21 protein-coding genes, 1 tRNA gene and 1 pseudogene are annotated in these 13,951 nt (G+C 72.2%); 4 read left to right on the top strand and 19 right to left on the bottom strand.

Features of this window, described 5'->3' with window-relative positions; translation table 11 throughout:
* Positions 1 to 24: 24 nt before the first annotated feature.
* From AB0H81_RS19585 to AB0H81_RS19630, 10 genes are read right to left on the bottom strand one after another with little or no spacing between them, the layout of a single operon-like run.
* Positions 25 to 345 (bottom strand): gas vesicle protein K, encoded by a 321-nt coding sequence (locus tag AB0H81_RS19585; protein WP_358376186.1) that lies wholly within the window; start codon positions 343 to 345, stop codon positions 25 to 27.
* Positions 346 to 350: 5 nt separating this feature from the next.
* Positions 351 to 635, bottom strand: coding sequence for a gas vesicle protein (locus AB0H81_RS19590; protein ID WP_358376188.1), 285 nt, complete (start codon positions 633 to 635; stop codon positions 351 to 353).
* A complete protein-coding gene (locus AB0H81_RS19595) occupies positions 632 to 1,522 on the bottom strand; it encodes a GvpL/GvpF family gas vesicle protein (RefSeq protein WP_358376190.1) in 891 nt (296 codons plus the stop codon). Before AB0H81_RS19595 ends, AB0H81_RS19590 begins: the two co-directional genes overlap by 4 nt.
* Positions 1,512 to 2,024 (bottom strand): gas vesicle protein, encoded by a 513-nt coding sequence (locus tag AB0H81_RS19600; RefSeq protein WP_358376191.1) that lies wholly within the window; start codon positions 2,022 to 2,024, stop codon positions 1,512 to 1,514. The genes AB0H81_RS19595 and AB0H81_RS19600 overlap by 11 nt, the downstream gene beginning before the upstream one ends.
* A gap of 2 nt (positions 2,025 to 2,026) precedes the next feature.
* The gene (gene gvpO / locus AB0H81_RS19605) at positions 2,027 to 2,512 is read right to left on the bottom strand and encodes a gas vesicle protein GvpO (protein WP_358376193.1); all 486 of its coding nucleotides are present in this window, start codon (positions 2,510 to 2,512) and stop codon (positions 2,027 to 2,029) included.
* Between the two features lie 4 nt (positions 2,513 to 2,516).
* On the bottom strand, positions 2,517 to 2,840 hold the full coding sequence (locus AB0H81_RS19610) for a gas vesicle protein GvpG (protein WP_358376195.1): 324 nt from the start codon (positions 2,838 to 2,840) through the stop codon (positions 2,517 to 2,519).
* Between the two features lie 6 nt (positions 2,841 to 2,846).
* The gene (locus AB0H81_RS19615; RefSeq protein WP_358376197.1) at positions 2,847 to 3,644 is read right to left on the bottom strand and encodes a GvpL/GvpF family gas vesicle protein; all 798 of its coding nucleotides are present in this window, start codon (positions 3,642 to 3,644) and stop codon (positions 2,847 to 2,849) included.
* A 2-nt stretch (positions 3,645 to 3,646) separates the two neighbouring features.
* The gene (gene gvpJ, locus AB0H81_RS19620; protein ID WP_358376199.1) at positions 3,647 to 4,060 is read right to left on the bottom strand and encodes a gas vesicle protein GvpJ; all 414 of its coding nucleotides are present in this window, start codon (positions 4,058 to 4,060) and stop codon (positions 3,647 to 3,649) included.
* 15 nt (positions 4,061 to 4,075) lie between these two features.
* A complete protein-coding gene (locus AB0H81_RS19625; RefSeq protein ID WP_358376200.1) occupies positions 4,076 to 5,272 on the bottom strand; it encodes an SRPBCC family protein in 1,197 nt (398 codons plus the stop codon).
* A 5-nt stretch (positions 5,273 to 5,277) separates the two neighbouring features.
* Positions 5,278 to 6,183 (bottom strand): hypothetical protein, encoded by a 906-nt coding sequence (locus AB0H81_RS19630; protein ID WP_358376202.1) that lies wholly within the window; start codon positions 6,181 to 6,183, stop codon positions 5,278 to 5,280.
* A 218-nt stretch (positions 6,184 to 6,401) separates the two neighbouring features.
* Here AB0H81_RS19630 and AB0H81_RS19635 point away from each other — a divergent pair, with 218 nt between their 5' ends.
* The 3 genes and pseudogenes from AB0H81_RS19635 to AB0H81_RS19645 all read left to right on the top strand — a co-directional run bounded on the left by AB0H81_RS19635 (position 6,402) and on the right by AB0H81_RS19645 (position 7,874).
* Positions 6,402 to 7,022 (top strand): cadmium resistance transporter, encoded by a 621-nt coding sequence (locus tag AB0H81_RS19635; protein ID WP_358376204.1) that lies wholly within the window; start codon positions 6,402 to 6,404, stop codon positions 7,020 to 7,022.
* Positions 7,023 to 7,092: 70 nt separating this feature from the next.
* Positions 7,093 to 7,626, top strand: a pseudogene (locus tag AB0H81_RS19640) (SDR family oxidoreductase); the annotation flags it as partial.
* Positions 7,545 to 7,874 carry an SDR family oxidoreductase gene (locus tag AB0H81_RS19645; RefSeq protein ID WP_358376205.1) on the top strand — a complete coding sequence of 110 codons (330 nt, stop codon included), beginning with the start codon at positions 7,545 to 7,547 and terminating at the stop codon, positions 7,872 to 7,874. The pseudogene AB0H81_RS19640 and the gene AB0H81_RS19645, both read left to right, overlap by 82 nt.
* A 160-nt stretch (positions 7,875 to 8,034) precedes the next feature.
* Here AB0H81_RS19645 and AB0H81_RS19650 read toward each other — a convergent pair whose 3' ends face one another.
* The 9 genes from AB0H81_RS19650 to AB0H81_RS19690 all read right to left on the bottom strand — a co-directional run bounded on the left by AB0H81_RS19650 (position 8,035) and on the right by AB0H81_RS19690 (position 13,639).
* A complete protein-coding gene (locus tag AB0H81_RS19650) occupies positions 8,035 to 8,619 on the bottom strand; it encodes a DoxX family protein (RefSeq protein WP_358376206.1) in 585 nt (194 codons plus the stop codon).
* 317 nt (positions 8,620 to 8,936) lie between these two features.
* Positions 8,937 to 9,009: transfer RNA gene (locus tag AB0H81_RS19655), tRNA-Ala, on the bottom strand.
* Between the two features lie 65 nt (positions 9,010 to 9,074).
* Positions 9,075 to 9,647, bottom strand: a complete 573-nt coding sequence (locus AB0H81_RS19660) for a Clp protease N-terminal domain-containing protein (RefSeq protein WP_358376208.1) — start codon at positions 9,645 to 9,647, stop codon at positions 9,075 to 9,077.
* A 4-nt stretch (positions 9,648 to 9,651) separates the two neighbouring features.
* Positions 9,652 to 9,873, bottom strand: coding sequence for a helix-turn-helix domain-containing protein (locus AB0H81_RS19665; protein ID WP_175588552.1), 222 nt, complete (start codon positions 9,871 to 9,873; stop codon positions 9,652 to 9,654).
* Positions 9,874 to 9,981: 108 nt separating this feature from the next.
* Positions 9,982 to 10,812: a metal-dependent hydrolase gene (locus AB0H81_RS19670; RefSeq protein ID WP_358376210.1), complete on the bottom strand. Its 831-nt coding sequence runs from the start codon at positions 10,810 to 10,812 to the stop codon at positions 9,982 to 9,984.
* The gene (locus AB0H81_RS19675; protein WP_358376212.1) at positions 10,809 to 12,098 is read right to left on the bottom strand and encodes an MFS transporter; all 1,290 of its coding nucleotides are present in this window, start codon (positions 12,096 to 12,098) and stop codon (positions 10,809 to 10,811) included. Before AB0H81_RS19675 ends, AB0H81_RS19670 begins: the two co-directional genes overlap by 4 nt.
* 126 nt (positions 12,099 to 12,224) lie before the next feature.
* Positions 12,225 to 12,866, bottom strand: coding sequence for an SRPBCC family protein (locus AB0H81_RS19680; RefSeq protein ID WP_358376214.1), 642 nt, complete (start codon positions 12,864 to 12,866; stop codon positions 12,225 to 12,227).
* Positions 12,867 to 12,896: 30 nt separating this feature from the next.
* On the bottom strand, positions 12,897 to 13,277 hold the full coding sequence (locus AB0H81_RS19685) for a hypothetical protein (RefSeq protein WP_358376216.1): 381 nt from the start codon (positions 13,275 to 13,277) through the stop codon (positions 12,897 to 12,899).
* Positions 13,274 to 13,639: a hypothetical protein gene (locus AB0H81_RS19690; RefSeq protein WP_358376218.1), complete on the bottom strand. Its 366-nt coding sequence runs from the start codon at positions 13,637 to 13,639 to the stop codon at positions 13,274 to 13,276. Before AB0H81_RS19690 ends, AB0H81_RS19685 begins: the two co-directional genes overlap by 4 nt.
* A gap of 86 nt (positions 13,640 to 13,725) precedes the next feature.
* On the opposite strand from AB0H81_RS19690, the gene AB0H81_RS19695 reads away from it, so the two are divergent.
* The coding region (locus AB0H81_RS19695) for a DUF523 domain-containing protein (RefSeq protein ID WP_358376220.1) at positions 13,726 to 13,951 on the top strand (226 nt) is incomplete at its 3' end.

Below are 13,951 nucleotides of genomic sequence, written 5' to 3' on the forward strand. Positions count from 1 at the left end.
GGGCGGGAGCCCGGCCCCGGATCGTCAGCGGTCCCGCCGGTCCTCCTCGGGCAGGAGGGTGCCGAGCGGGCCGAGGTCGAGGTTGAGGTCGGACGGCGACAGGCCGAACCGGTCGCACAGCTCGGCCATGGCCTCCTCCAGCCGCATCAGGGTCAGGCCGAGCACCTCGACCTGCTCGTCGGACAGGTTGCCCTCCTCCATGCGGCGCACGGACTGCCGCTCGACGAGCTGGCGCACCAGCTCCACGAGGGTGAGCACGAGCCGGGACAGGTCGCGCTCGACCGCCTCCCGGTCGGCCTCGATCCGCAGGCGCGGCGAGCGCACCTCCCGCACCGGCTCGTCCATGGTGCTCAGTCCCCCGGCTCGTACGGCTCGTAGGAGTCGCGGTCCGGCCGGGTCGCGTATCCCCGGACGGGCTCGTACGCGCGGATCGGCGCGGACTCGCGGATCGACATGAAGATGGCCCGGACCGAGATGCGGACGAGGTCGATGTCCGCGATCGACAGCACGAGGTCCCCGCTCACGACCACGCCGCCGGCCAGCAGCCGGTCCAGCAGGTCCACGAGCGCCACCCGTTCGGGCGGCAGCCGCCCTTCGCGGGCGAGCGCGGCCCCGCGCGTCTCCTCGAACGTCACGTCAGCTCCTCCCGCGGCCCGCCGTCGTCGTCCAGCACGGCGAACGAGTACGGCGCCCAGGGGCCGGTCAGCTGCACGTCGCCGCCCGGCTCGCGCAGCTCCTCAACGGCCCGCGCGAACTCCTCGCCCCGCTCCCGGTCCACCAGGTAGGCGCCGTTCAGCAGCATCGACTCGGGGCGTCCGGAGAGCTGCGGGTCCTGGGCGCGGTGACGGCGGCTCGCGACCGCGATGGAGCTGAGCGCGCCGTGGATCCGCTCGGCCCGGGCGCCGGCCTGGCGCCACGCCTCCTCCCGGCCGCGGATGTGCTGCTGCCGCCGCTTCAGGTACGCCGTGCCGGGCCGCTCCGGCTCTTTTCCGGCGCCGCCCGCCTCCCCGGCTGTATCTTCCTCGGCGCCCCTTCCACCGGTGGCCCGTTCACTCGCCGCGGCCTCGGCGGGGCGTCCGCGCCGCTCGCCCGGCTCGTCCGCCTCGTCCCCCGATGCGGCGTACACCTTCACGCCCCACTCCTGCCGCCCGGCCACCCGGGCGAGCGCCCGCGCGAAGTCCTCGTACCGCTCCTCCAGCAGCGCCCCCACCTGCGCGTCGCCGCTGTAGACCGTGACCAGGCGCACGGGCACCACCGCCACCTCCCGCGCCACCGCCTCGACGACGCGGTGGTGGGCGCGCGCGGTCTCCTCCAGCCAGTCGAGGTCCTCCATGGAGCGCCGCAGCGGCTCCTCGCCGAACTGGTCGAGCGGCACGGAGCTCACGTACGCGACCAGGCCGGCCCTGCCGATCGCGCGCACCTCGCCGCCCGCGATGCCCCGCGGAAGCGCGCCCCCACGGTGCTGCCCCTCCTCGGCGGCGACGGCGTAGAGGTACGTGCCCGACCCCGGATCAGCGGCCACGGTCGTCCTCCTCCCTCACCCTCTCGCCCCGGACGGCGCGGCGCCGCGGACGCTCCTCCTCCACCTCGCCCTCGACGACGCGATGGCGGCGGCGTCCCTCCTCGGCCTCGTCGGCCCCGCCCCCGACGGCGCGACGGCGGGAACGTCCCTCCTCGACCTCGCGATCGGCGTAGCCGGGGCGCGGAGAGCCCTCCTCCAGCTCGGCGACCCGGTCGCGCAGCCGCCGGTTCTCCTCCTGCAGGTCGCGGTCCTTGCCGGTGAGCCACGGGTCGTGCTCCCACCAGTCGATGCCCATCTCGCGAGCCGTGTCCACCGAGGCGATGATCAGCCGCAGCTTGATCGTCAGCAGCTCGATGTCGAGGAGGTTCACCCGGATGTCACCAGCGATGATCACTCCCCGGTCGAGCACGCGTTCCAGGATGTCCCCCAGGTTGGTCGGCTCGCGTCCGCCGGAGGACGAGGGGTAGGCCTGGCGCCCGATTCCCGTCCGCGCTGGCTCCACGATCAACCCCTCTCGCTGTCGCCGCTGCCGCGCCGGTAACGGCGCAGCCTCCGGTAGGAGAGCAGGCCGCCCTCCTCGTCCAGCTCGGCCTCGTACAACGCGAGGATGTCGCCGGACGACGGGATCCGGCGGTCCTCCACCACCTCGACGCCCACCGTCCACCCGCCGCCGCCGTCGGAGGGCTTGACCAGCGTGACGCCCTCCGGCTCGCGGGACGTCAGCTCGGCGATGTGCCGCAGCCCGGCCTCACCGGCGGTCGACGCGGACAACCGCCGCCCGCGTCGCCGCGGCGGCTCCTCCTCGAAGTCGTCCCCGGCCTCGTAGTCCTCGTCGTCCTCGTAGTCGTCGTCGTTCTCGTCGTTCTCGTCGTTCTCGGTGGGCGGCTCGTCCTCGTCGTACTCCTCGTCCGCGGCGTCCTCGTCCGGTGGGAGATCGTCCCGCTCACGCTCGGACACGTCGTCAGTACGGCTGCGTCGCCTGGCCGGCACGCGATCACCTCCTGGGCTCATCCGGGCCGCCTTCACCCGTTCCGCCTTCGTCCTGAGCGCCTTCGGCAGGGTCGTGTCCGGCTTCGGCGGGGCCTGTTCCGGCGGGCGGGCCGATCATTCTCGCCAGGACCTCGCGCATCCGCTCCTCCTGCTCCTCTTCGGAGATGAGTCCCTCGGCCGCGTCCCGTTCGATCTCCTCCAGCTCGCGCCGCACCGCCGCCGGGTCGCTCATCTGGCGCTCGACCTGCTCCTGGATCAGCTCACCGAGCCGGATCACTCCCTTGATCGGCGCCAGCGGCCAGCCGAACAGGAGACCGAGCAGGCCCATGCGACCTCACCCCGCCGGCGTGACGATGAAGTCGTACGGGGCCAGCGGTCCGAGCAGCCGGATCTGGACCCGGCCCTCCCACCGCGAGGCGAACCGGTCCAGGGCCTCCTCCAGGTCGTCCTGCCGGTCCAGCTCCACGAGCAGCGCGATGTGCGCGGCGTCCTGCTCGTGGGTGGGCTCGCGCACGGACGTCAGCACGCAGACCGGCGCGAGCGCCTCCAGCAGTTCCTGCGTGTCGGCCTCGCGCTTGACGCTGACGGCCCCGTTGACCAGCTCGCCGAGCTGGATGCGCGCTTCCCGGCTCGCGTCCTCGGGCAGGCTGCGGATCTCCTCGCGCAGTCGCGCCACCTCCGGCTGCTCCTCCAGCACCTCAGCGAGGACGGCCTGCTCGACGTAACGGGCCTTGACGACGTACTCGGCGCGGCCCTCCAGCTCCTCCAGCGCCGTGCGGAAGTCGTCGTGGTGCGGCGCGAGCAGCTCCTCCACGACCGCCTCGGAACTGGTCATCACCGCGCCGAAGCGGATGGGCAGCACCGGCACCTCGGCCGCGGTGGCGTCGAGCAGCCGCTCGTGCGCCATGAGATCGTCGGGCGTGCCCAGGGGACGGCCGAGCTCCAGCTCGCTGACCAGCGCGCCGATCTCACCGTGCCGTACGAGCGTGACCGCGGTGGACGGGCCGCCCACGCCGTGTGCATCGTCCGACACCTGCACGTCGGCCGGCACGATCCCGTACAGGTAGACGCCCACTCCCGTGTCCGGGGCGGACTCCTGCCCTTCCTGCCCGCGTGTGGAGGTGTCCGTCATGATCAGTTCTCCCCCCTGCTCCGCCGTCGGCTGGACCGTGCCTCTTGCTCACCGGACCCGCCCATCAGGTCGTCGAGCTTCTCCGCGGCGGCCTCCAGCACGCCCTGCGCCGCGCTCTTGCCCTCTCTGGAGATCTTGTTCTGCTTGATGTTCTGCATCAGCTCGGGCAGCCCCTGGCCGCCCTGCTCCGAGATGTCCAGGCGGTTCACCGCCTCGGCGAAGCGCAGGTACGTGTCGACGCTCGCCACCACGATCCGCGCGTCGATGGTCAGTAGTTCGATTCCCACCAGGGAGACCCGCACGTACGCGTCGATCACCAGGCCCTTGTCCAGGATGGTGTCGATCACGTCGGCCAGGCCGGACGCGGAAGGTCGCTGGGCTATTCCACCGCCGCCGCCCGCGGGCTGGATGGTCATACGCTCACTCCTTCGTCAGCGCCGGGCGGCCGTCCTGCGACGTGCGGGACGCCGCGCCCGTGGCGCCTCCTCTTCCTCTTCCTCTTCGCCCTCTTCCTCCTCGGGCTCCTCTTCTCCGCCTTCTTCCTCGGCCTCCTCACCGCCGGCCCGGCCCACCGGCTGCTCCTCCTCTTCCTCTTCGCCCTCCTCCTCGGGCTCCTCCTCGCCTTCCTCTTCCTCGCCCTCCTCGGGCTCCTCGCCCTCTTCGCCCTCGTACTCGCCCTCTTCGCCCTCGGGGCGCTCTTCCTCCTCGCCCGCCTCGCCTTCTCCGCGCTCTTCGCGTTCCCGCTCCTCGCGCATGGCCGTCTCGTGGTCCTTGGTGATCTCGCCGTCGTGGATCTCGCCGCGCCACCCGTCGTCGGCCATCTCGTCCGGGTGCAGCATGACGTTCCTCATGACGTGCCGCGCCACGTGCTTGAGCTCCAGTCGCGCCCGCCTGCCCTGGGCCCGCCACAGGTTGCCCGTACGCTCGAACAGCCCCTGAGGGTGGTATTCGAGGACGACGACGACGCGGGTCAGGTTGGGGGCGAGCTCATGGAACGACACGGCCCCGTCGACCCAGCCCTTGGGTCCCTCCGACCGCCAGATGATGCGGTCGTCCGGCACCTGCTCCTGGATCGTGGACTTCCAGGTCCGGTGCGACCAGAAGACCTGCGCCTTCCACGAGACCTTCTCCTCGGACTCCTGGGTGACACTGTCCACCTTCTTGGTGAAGGTCGGGAAGTCCTCGAACTTCGTCCACTGGTTGTAGACGATGCGGACCGGCGCGCCGATGTCGATCGTCTCGAAGATGTGGGTGAGCTTGAGCTTCCTCTTGCCGCCCTTGCCACCCTTGCCACCCTTGCCGAACAGGCCGCCGACCTTCTCGCCGATGGAGCCCGTGACGGCCTTCGTCGCCCCCTTCAGCAGCATCTTGCCGGGCGAGAACTCCTTGCCGCCGGTGATCGCGCCGAGCAGTCCTGAGGCGCCGCTGCCCCCGGTGATGGCTTGGAGCAGCCCCGAGCCGTCGCCCTCGGCGACGTCGGTGAGCCGCCCCGTCATCTCCTCCAGCTTCTCGGTGATGGACCCCAGGGCCCGTTCGGCCAGGGCCATGGCGAGATCCTGCAGGGCGTCGACGACCTCGCTACCGGGACCTTCCCTGGCGGACTCGTCGGCCTTCGATGCGTCAGCCACCTGGCTCACCTCCGCGTCTTACTGGTCGGCGCGGACCGCCTCGTACCGGTTCGTTCCTCCCGCGCCTGCGTGCCCTTCTCCCCGGACTCGGCCTTGCGCCGGGCCGGCCGGGCGCCCGTCTCCTCGTCCCCGCCGGACGACCTGCGGGTGGACGCCTTGGCCCCCGACGACCGGGTCGCGGACCCGGACGACGACGACTTGGACGAGGACGACTTGGAGGTCGACGACCCGCCGGTGGACGTCTTGGATCCCGACGACCGGGTCGCGGTACGGGACGCCTTGCCGACCGCCGACCTGACCCCGGAGATGCCGGCCGCGGCGGCCCTGCTCACGGGCGACCCGCCGGACGCGCCCTGCGCGCGGACCCGGGCGCCCTGCCCGCGCCCCCTCTCCCGGGCGGGCTCCTCCTCTTCCTCTTCCTCGTACTCGCCCTCTTCGCCCTCTTCGCCCTCTTCGCCCTCTTCGGGCTCCGCCGGTTCCTCGCCCTCTTCGCCCTCGTACTCGTCTTCCTCGCCCTCGTACTCCTCTTCCTCCTCGGCCTCGTCGGAGGGCCGCGCGCGGCCTCGGCGACGCGGAGGACTCGGGGCGCTCGGAGGGCTCGGGTGCCGCAGTGTCTCGGCGCGGTCGTGCAGCCTCGAGGTGAGGTTCTCCACCTGCTTGCTGGCGGCCGCCACGGCGGCCGCCTTGCCGACCTCCAGGAGCTCGCCCCGGAGCCGGTCGGTGATCTCCTCGATCTGCGGGGATGTGCCGAGCACCTTCAGTCCCTGCTGCAGGAGCCCGCCACCGCCGCCTTTGCGTAGCCGACCGGCGGCTCCGGCCGCGGCCAGGGCGGCCGCCAAGCGCAGTTTGTGACGCCGGCCGAGGCAGTACCCCACGGCGAGGGCGAGCGCCACTCTGGACCTGTCACTCATGACACGCGCTCCTTCTGTCGGCATCCGGCCTGGCGGCGGCCGGTCTGCCCCATGGCTGCCCGACAAAGGGACAAGGAAACACTTACTGGGAGAAAACGGGCAGAATTGACGCTCGGCCACCCCGAGGTTTAAGAAGCGCGCGAAACCGGAGCCGGCGGCGACCGGAATCCCAGGCCCCACCGCCGTTTCCGCCCCGGCGCGCGGTAGGTTCGGCGGCCATGGACGGCATCGCGGGCACCATCGTCACGGCCGCCGGGATGTTCGCCGGCACGAACGTGGACGACCTCGTCGTCCTCACCGTGCTGTTCCTGTCGTCCCGCGCCAACGGGGTGCCCCGCCCGTGGCAGATCTGGGCCGGCCAGTACACCGGGATCGCCGCCCTGGTGGCCTTGTCGGTGGTCGCGGCGCTCGGCCTGACGATCATCCCGGACCGCTGGGTGGGCCTGCTCGGCCTCCTCCCGTTCGCCCTGGGCGTGCGCGGGCTCGTCGCGGCCGTTCGCTCTCGCAAGGACGCCCGCGACGACCCGGACGCCGCCCCGGCCCCACCGGCCGTCGCGTCCGGCATGCTGCCGGTGGCGGGCGTCACCATCGCCAACGGCGCGGACAACCTGTCGGTCTACACGCCGGTGTTCCGCACGATCGGTCCGGCGTCGTCGCTGGTGACGATCGCGGTGTTCGCGGTGGGCGTCGCCCTGTGGTGCCTGGCGGGCTCCTGGCTCGGCTCGCACCGCAAGGTCATCCAGATCGTCGAGAGGTACGGCCACTGGATCGTCCCGTTCGTCTTCATGACCATCGGGACCCTCATCGTCCTCGAGTCCGGAGTGCTCCCCTTCGGCTGAGCGCCGGCCGTCGCGGGCCGGCCGCGTGGTGGGTAGGAGCCGGGGAGAGAACAGTCTTCTGGGAGGTCTCGTGGAACTGGGGCTGGCTGACAAGGTCGCCGTCGTCACGGGCGGCAGCTCGGGGATCGGCCTCGCGGTCGCGCGGGGGCTGGCCGCCGAGGGAGCGCACCTGGTGCTCGCGGCGCGCGGCGCCGACCGCCTCGACGACGAGGCGCGCGCGATCGCCGAGACCCACGGCGTGCGCGTCGTACCCGTGGCCTGCGACGTGGCGACGGTCGAGGGCACGACGACGCTGACCGGGACCGCCGAGGACGCCTTCGGGGGCGCCGACATCCTCGTCAACAACGCGGGCGCGGGATCCAACGAGACCATCCTCGAGGCCCCCGACGAGAAGTGGCAGGCCTACTGGGACCTCCACGTCATGGCGGCCGTGCGCCTGGCCCGCGGGCTCGTCCCCGGCATGCGGCGGCGCGGCGGTGGCGTGATCCTCCACAACGCCTCGATCTGCGCGGTGCAACCCCTGTGGTACGAGCCCATCTACAACGTGACCAAGGCCGCGTTGATGATGTTCTCCAAGGTGCTGGCCACCGAGGTCGTCGGCGACGGCATCCGCGTCAACTGCGTCAACCCCGGCCTGGTCCTCACCCCGGACTGGGTGAAGACGGCGAAGGAGCTCAGCGGCGACGACTGGCGGCGTCACCTCGACGACGTCGCCCGCGAGCACGCCCCATCGGCCGCTTCGCCACCCCCGAGGAGGTCGCGGACCTCCTCGTCTTCCTCTGCTCGGACCGGGCGACCTACTCCGTGGGCTCGACGTACTTCATCGACGGCGGCATGCTCCGGACGGTGTGAGCCCCGGTCAGGCGGACCAGAGGCGGACCACCCGGCCGACCGCGAGCAGCCGGACGCCGACCACGCCGGCGTCCCCCGAGGACGTGAAGAGCGCCGACGAGACCCTCGACTTCCTCGCCCGATATCGCCGACGAACTTCAGGCGCAGGACATCAGAACACTCACCTTCTGGCTTCTGCGAGGGCTCGCGACGGCGTGAACAGTGCGGACAGCGCCCAGCGGCCGGGCCCGAGGACGGCGATGAGCAGGAAACCCCAGCAGAAGAGCGCGGCTTTCTCACCGCCGTTCTCGATCGGGAACAACGCCTGCGGCTGGTGGACGACGAAGTAGGCGTAGGCCATGGTGCCCGAGCAGATGACGGCGGCGGCCCGGGCAGCCAGTCCGAGCAGGACGAGGGCGCCGCCGATCAGCTCGATGACGGCGGCCCACCATCCGGGCCACTGTCCGAAGCTGGGCGCCTGGCCTTGCGGTCCTCCCAACACGTCGAAGAGCGTGGCCGCGCCATGACAGGCGAACAGCAGGCCCGTCACGACACGGTAGAGGGCCAGGACAAGGTCCTGATTCTTCTTCAGCAGATCCACCACACTGCCCCTTCCGACGAATGGAGAGTAGACATGGGAGCGCTCCCAAGAAGTCTTGTAAGCCCTGACGATCTTGTCAACGCCGCCCACTTTCGAGGACCGTTCCAAAAGAAGAGTCATGGTCACCACAGGGCCGAACTCGCAGGCATGAATGTGCACCATCATGAAATTTTCATCGAAAAGACGGCGCGCGGTAGTGAGAAGTGCGGCTCCGCGGCTCCGGCCGAGACGGCTGCGCTCCGGCAGGCCGAGGACGTGCGGGCGCGACCGCCTCACCTCAGCCCCTCGGGGCGGGGACACACTCCACTGCCAAGGCCATGAGGGAGCGACCGAACGGCCGCCTCAAGGGCCGGTGACCTCGACCTGAGGGACCCGAAGGACCGGGCGCGTCATCCAGACCGGAACGGCAAAATCCCGCCCGATCGCGATGATCGGACGGGATCCCGTACTGCAGTCCGGCCGTTGCCGGAACGGCCCATGTGTGGAGCTATGGGGATTCGAACCCCAGACCTCCTCCATGCCATGGAGGCGCGCTACCAACTGCGCCATAGCCCCTTGATTCCTCGCCAAGTGTATCGGAGATCCCGCACTCCCCGCGCCACCCGAACAGGAACCAAGCGTCAGGCCGCCCGCCGGACCGACATGCCGAGCTCCCGGACGAGGGCGCACACGTCCACCCCCGCGGAGCGAAGGATCCGCGCCGCGCCGTTGGCGCCGTCGGCCAGCAGGCCCCACAGCAGGCTCTCACCCGTCACCGGGCCCGGCCGCCAGCGGGCCACCTCCACCACCTTGCGCGCGTGCATGGTCAGCGGGATCGACCCCAGCGGCCCGTGCAGCGTCATCCTGAGCGGCCGCAGCGGCGAGCGCGTCAGCCGCCACCGGTCCGGGTCGTCGGCGCCGGCCCGGGTGCGGCGGCGTACCTCGTCGAGGTCGATGCCGAGCGTCGCGAGCAGCTCCCGCGCGTCCGGGCCCGTGTCGACGCGGGCCCCGATCTGCTCGCGCGTGGCGGTGAACGAGGTGAGGCCGAAGGGGCGCGTCTCGGCGAGGGCGAGCAGGAGAACATCGGTGGCCAGCGCCGGATGGCCGGCGTCGAGCCCGATCGTGCCGGCCCTGACGACGGCCCGGCGCGCGGGAGGGGCGAAATCGGCCAGCCCGCGGGGCGGGGACGGGGCGGGGAATCCGTGGGGCGGCATCGCGTCACCTTCCGAGTCTGCGGGCGTGCTTGCGGTGGACCGTCTGCCGCTTCACGCCGAGCGCGTCGGCGATCCGCTCCCAGGACCAGCCGCGGTCCCGGGCGTTGGACACGTGCGTCGCCTCCAGCTCCTCCAGCAGGGTCCTGAGGGCCGCGACCGCCGCGAGCCCCACGCCGGGGTCGGGGTCGGCCGCCGCGCGGGCCAGATCGGTGGCGTTCGCGGTCATGGTGTCAGCATATGCTGACAGACACCGTTTGTCACCACATGCTGACGAGCAACGGCTGGAACGGCCGGCCTCCAGACATGGCCGCAGGCACGAGTCCCGGCGAGGGGTTCAGCGGGTGACGGTGGTGCGCATGGTGAGGGTGGTCCCCTCGTCCAGGGTCAGCTCCACCGTGACGCTCCCCAGCTCGGAGGTGCGCGTCACGTGCGTGCCGCCGCACGGGATCGACGCCTCGCCCTCGGGCAGCGAGCAGTGCCAGGTACGCCGGGCGGTCAGCTCCGGGCCCGGCACGTCGAGCCGTACGGGGGCGTCGGCCGCCACCCATGCCTTGAGCCGGTCGTCGACCGCGGCGGCCACCTCGGCGAGGGCCGTGTCGAGGCCGTCGGCCGTGAAGCCCTTCTTCCGCAGCGACTTGCCGAGCCGGTAGACGTCCACGCTGGCGTCGGGCGTGATCCGTGAGGAGGTGATCGCGGTCTGGTCGAAGTCGGGGTGGCCGAGCGCGTCCAGGGCGGGCTCCTTGCGCCACCGGCCGGCGAGCGCGGCGTTGAGGGCGAGGGCGGCCAGGTGGCAGGCGGTGTGCCCGGCCGACAGGGCCGCGCGGTAGGCGGGGTCGACGGCCAGTTCGACGCTCTCGCCGACCGGGAGGGGCGAGTCGGTGACGTGGACGACGAGCCACTGCCAGCCCTCGGCTCCGCGCCGCGCCGGGATGTCCGCCCCCAGGTGGATCCGGTCGCCGGACCAGGCGCCGGTCACGCAGTCGGCGACCGGCAGACCGCCGATCGTGCCACGGTCGGCGGGCTGGTCGGGCCACGTGTGGTCGAGGGGGTGGAACGGGGTCTCGGAGACGACGAGGCCGTGCCGCTCCCCCACCGGCACGGTCCCGACGATCCGCGAGCGGCCGCTGACCTGGCCCGCGGGGAAGGTGACGACAGTGGAGTTCACGCCGGAATTGTCGCAGCTTCGGTGTCCGGGCGCTCACGCCGCTCGTCCTCGATGAAGCGCCGCCGGCCCGCGTACAGGCCGGTGACGAGCTGCGCGGCCAGCACGGCGAAGATCATCGCGTACGGCAGCGTCCAGCCACCCGTGAGCTCGCGGAGCAGGCCGACGGCGAGCGGCCCGGCCCCGGCCATGAGGTAGCCGGCGCTCTGCCCGAAGGCGGACAGCGCCGCGGTGGCCTCGGCGGTGCGGGTGCGCAGGCCCAGCATCATGAGCGCCAGCGGGAACGAGCCCATGCCGAGCGCGATGAGCACCACCCACGCCATGGCGGTCGAGGCGGGGGCGAGCCACAGCCCGAGGAAGCCGGCCGCGTACGCCGCGACGAGCCCGATCACCACGGGCCGCTGGTCGCGGAAGCGGGAGGCGATCACGGGGACGAGGATCGAGACGGGGATGTTCAGCGCGGTGAAGACGCCGAGGACGACCCCGGCCTCGCCGGTGGTGTAGCCGCCGTCGGTGAGGATCGTGGGCAGCCAGCCGAACATGATGTACGCGATCATCGACTGGGTGCCGAAGTAGACGGCGACCGTCCAGGCCAGGCGGCTGTGGGCGAGCTGGCGCAGCCCCGCGGGAGCGCCGGCGGGGGCCGCCTCGCCGCCTTCCGCGGCGGTCCGGCGGCGCGCCGGGTCGCTGCGCAGCAGCGCGAGCCACGGCAGGGTGGCCACGGCCGCCAGGGCCGCCCACACGCCGAGCGCGATGTGCCAGTCGCCCGAGGCGCGCTCGATCGGCACGGTGGCGGCGGCGGCCAGCATCGTGCCGGCGGCGAGCGCGGTCGTGTAGACGGTGGTCATGATCCCGGTACGGGCCGGGAAGTGGCGCTTGATCAGCGTGGGGATGAGGACGTTGCCGACGGCGCCGCCGGACAGCGCGACGGCGCTGCTCAGCAGGAAGACCGGGGCGGAGTCCACCAGCGCCCGGAGGAGCAGGCCGGTGCCGAGGGTGACGAGGGCGAGCAGGAGCAGCCGGTGCTCGCCGACCCGCCGCGACAGCGTCGGGGTGATCGCGCCGACCGTCGCGAAGGCGAGCACGGGTAGCGTGGTGAGCAGGCCGGTGCCGACGCTGGTCATGCCGAGGCCCTGGGCGAGCTGGTCGAGCAGCGGTCCCACGCTGGTGACGGCGGTGCGGAGGTTCAGGGCCGCGAGGACGATTCCCAGCACCAGGAGCCAGGCGAGGGGGCCGGTCCTGCCTCGGGTCTCGTGGGTGAGCACGCTCATCTGGGGGAAATCCTCCACTCATCTAATCATGGGACGAATGGCAATCCTAACAGCCCCAAAACCGGCATTTATTCCTGACACATGACAAAGCCCCCGGATGTCCGGGGGCTTTGCGGTCGAAGGGATCGTCCCGACGGGGTGCCGTTACAGGACCGGACGGGGCGGCTGCGGCGGGGTGTCGTGCGGCCCGAGCGGCCCGGGCGGCGGCAGTGTGGGGCCGCCGGCGCCGGGCGGCGCGTAGTCCTCGCCGCCGACCGTGCCGGGAGGCACCTGCTGCCCCGTGCCGGGCGGGACCGTCGGGTCGCCGGTGCCCAGGGTGGAGCCGTGCTGGTGCGGGCCGGGAACGTCGCCGCGCCACGCGCCGGTCTCGCCGCCGCGCGACTCGATGAAGTGCTTGAAGCGCTCCAGGTCGTTCTTGACGCGGAGGCGCACGAGCTGCAGCCAGTCAGCGGCCGTCTCGAGGAAGCCCTCGGGGTCGTACTCCATCTGGAGCGTGACCCGCGTGGTGTTCTCGTCGAGGCGGTGGAAGGTCACCACGCCGGCCTGGCGAGGCTTGTCGACCGAGTGCCAGGCGACCCGCTCGTCCGGGTGCTGCTCGGTGATCTCGGCCTCGAACTCGCGCTTCACACCGGCGATCTCGGTGATCCACGCGGTGCGCGTGTCCGTGAGCTGCTTGACCGATTCGACCCCTTCCATGAATTCGGGGAAGCTCTCGAACTGCGTCCACTGGTTGTAGGCGACCCTGACAGGAACGTTGACGTCTACCGAGTGTTCGATCGTGCTCATGTCTTCGCCCCTGCCCCTGACGGGGCGGCGTTAACGCCTGCGCAGCAACCAGTAGAGGCCCACGAGCGGGAGCACGAGAGGGATGAACAGGTAGCCCTTGCCGTACACCGACCAGACCGTCGCCTCCGGGAAGGCCGCCGGGTCGAGGACGCTGGCCGTACCGATGACCAGGACCCCGGCCAGCTCGATGAACAGCGCCACCAGCGCCAGCCTGCGCGCTCCGCGCGCCAGCGCGACCGTGAGCAGGATGTAGACGAGCGCGGCGAAGGCCGACAGCGAGTACGCGAGGGGCGCCTCACCGAAGCGGGTGAGGATCTGCACCGTGGCCCGCGCGCCCGCCGCCAGCGCGAACAGCCCGTAGACGGCCAGCAGCGCCCGCCCCGGCCCGGTGCCGATGGACGGGGAGGTCACGGCACGCCCTGCCAGATCTGCAGCAGCCGCGCCGTCATCACCGCGATCGCGAACCCGGCCACGACGAGGATCCCCGACCCCCACCGGCTCCGCTCGGCCAGCGCCAGGAACACCCCGGCCGGCGGGATGACCGCCTCGCCGGCGAGGTAGCCGAACAGCGTGCCCTTGGACACGTGCGCCCCCTCTCCCCCGGCGACGGCGGCGATCACGATGCCCGCCTGGACGAGCACGGCCACCTCCAGCACGGCGAACCCGATGAGCAGGACCATGCCCATGGGCCGGTCGCGGATAGCGTTGACCAGGCTCGCCAGCGCGAGCAGCAGCGAGCCGGCGATGACGATCGTGGCCACGGTGGTGTTCATCGCGCCAAAGGCTATCGTCCGCCACTCTCGCCCCCGGACCTGGCGGCGGCGGACGCGCGCCGCGCGCGGCTCCGTAGGATCGAGGCATGGAGAGGATCCTGGTCAGCGCGTGCCTGATGGGCCGGCGGGTGCGCTACGACGGCGGGGCCAAGACGAGCTCCGACGCTCGGCTGGCCGGATGGCGCGAGGAGGGGCGGCTGGTGCCGTTCTGCCCCGAGGTGGAGGGCGGCCTGCCCACGCCGCGTCCCGCGGCCGAGATCGAGGCGGGTGCGGGCGGCGCCGCCGTGCTGGCGGGCGCCGGCCGGGGGCTGG

It is taken from the genome of Nonomuraea sp. NPDC050691 (genome assembly GCF_040654455.1).
Classification (GTDB): domain Bacteria; phylum Actinomycetota; class Actinomycetes; order Streptosporangiales; family Streptosporangiaceae; genus Nonomuraea.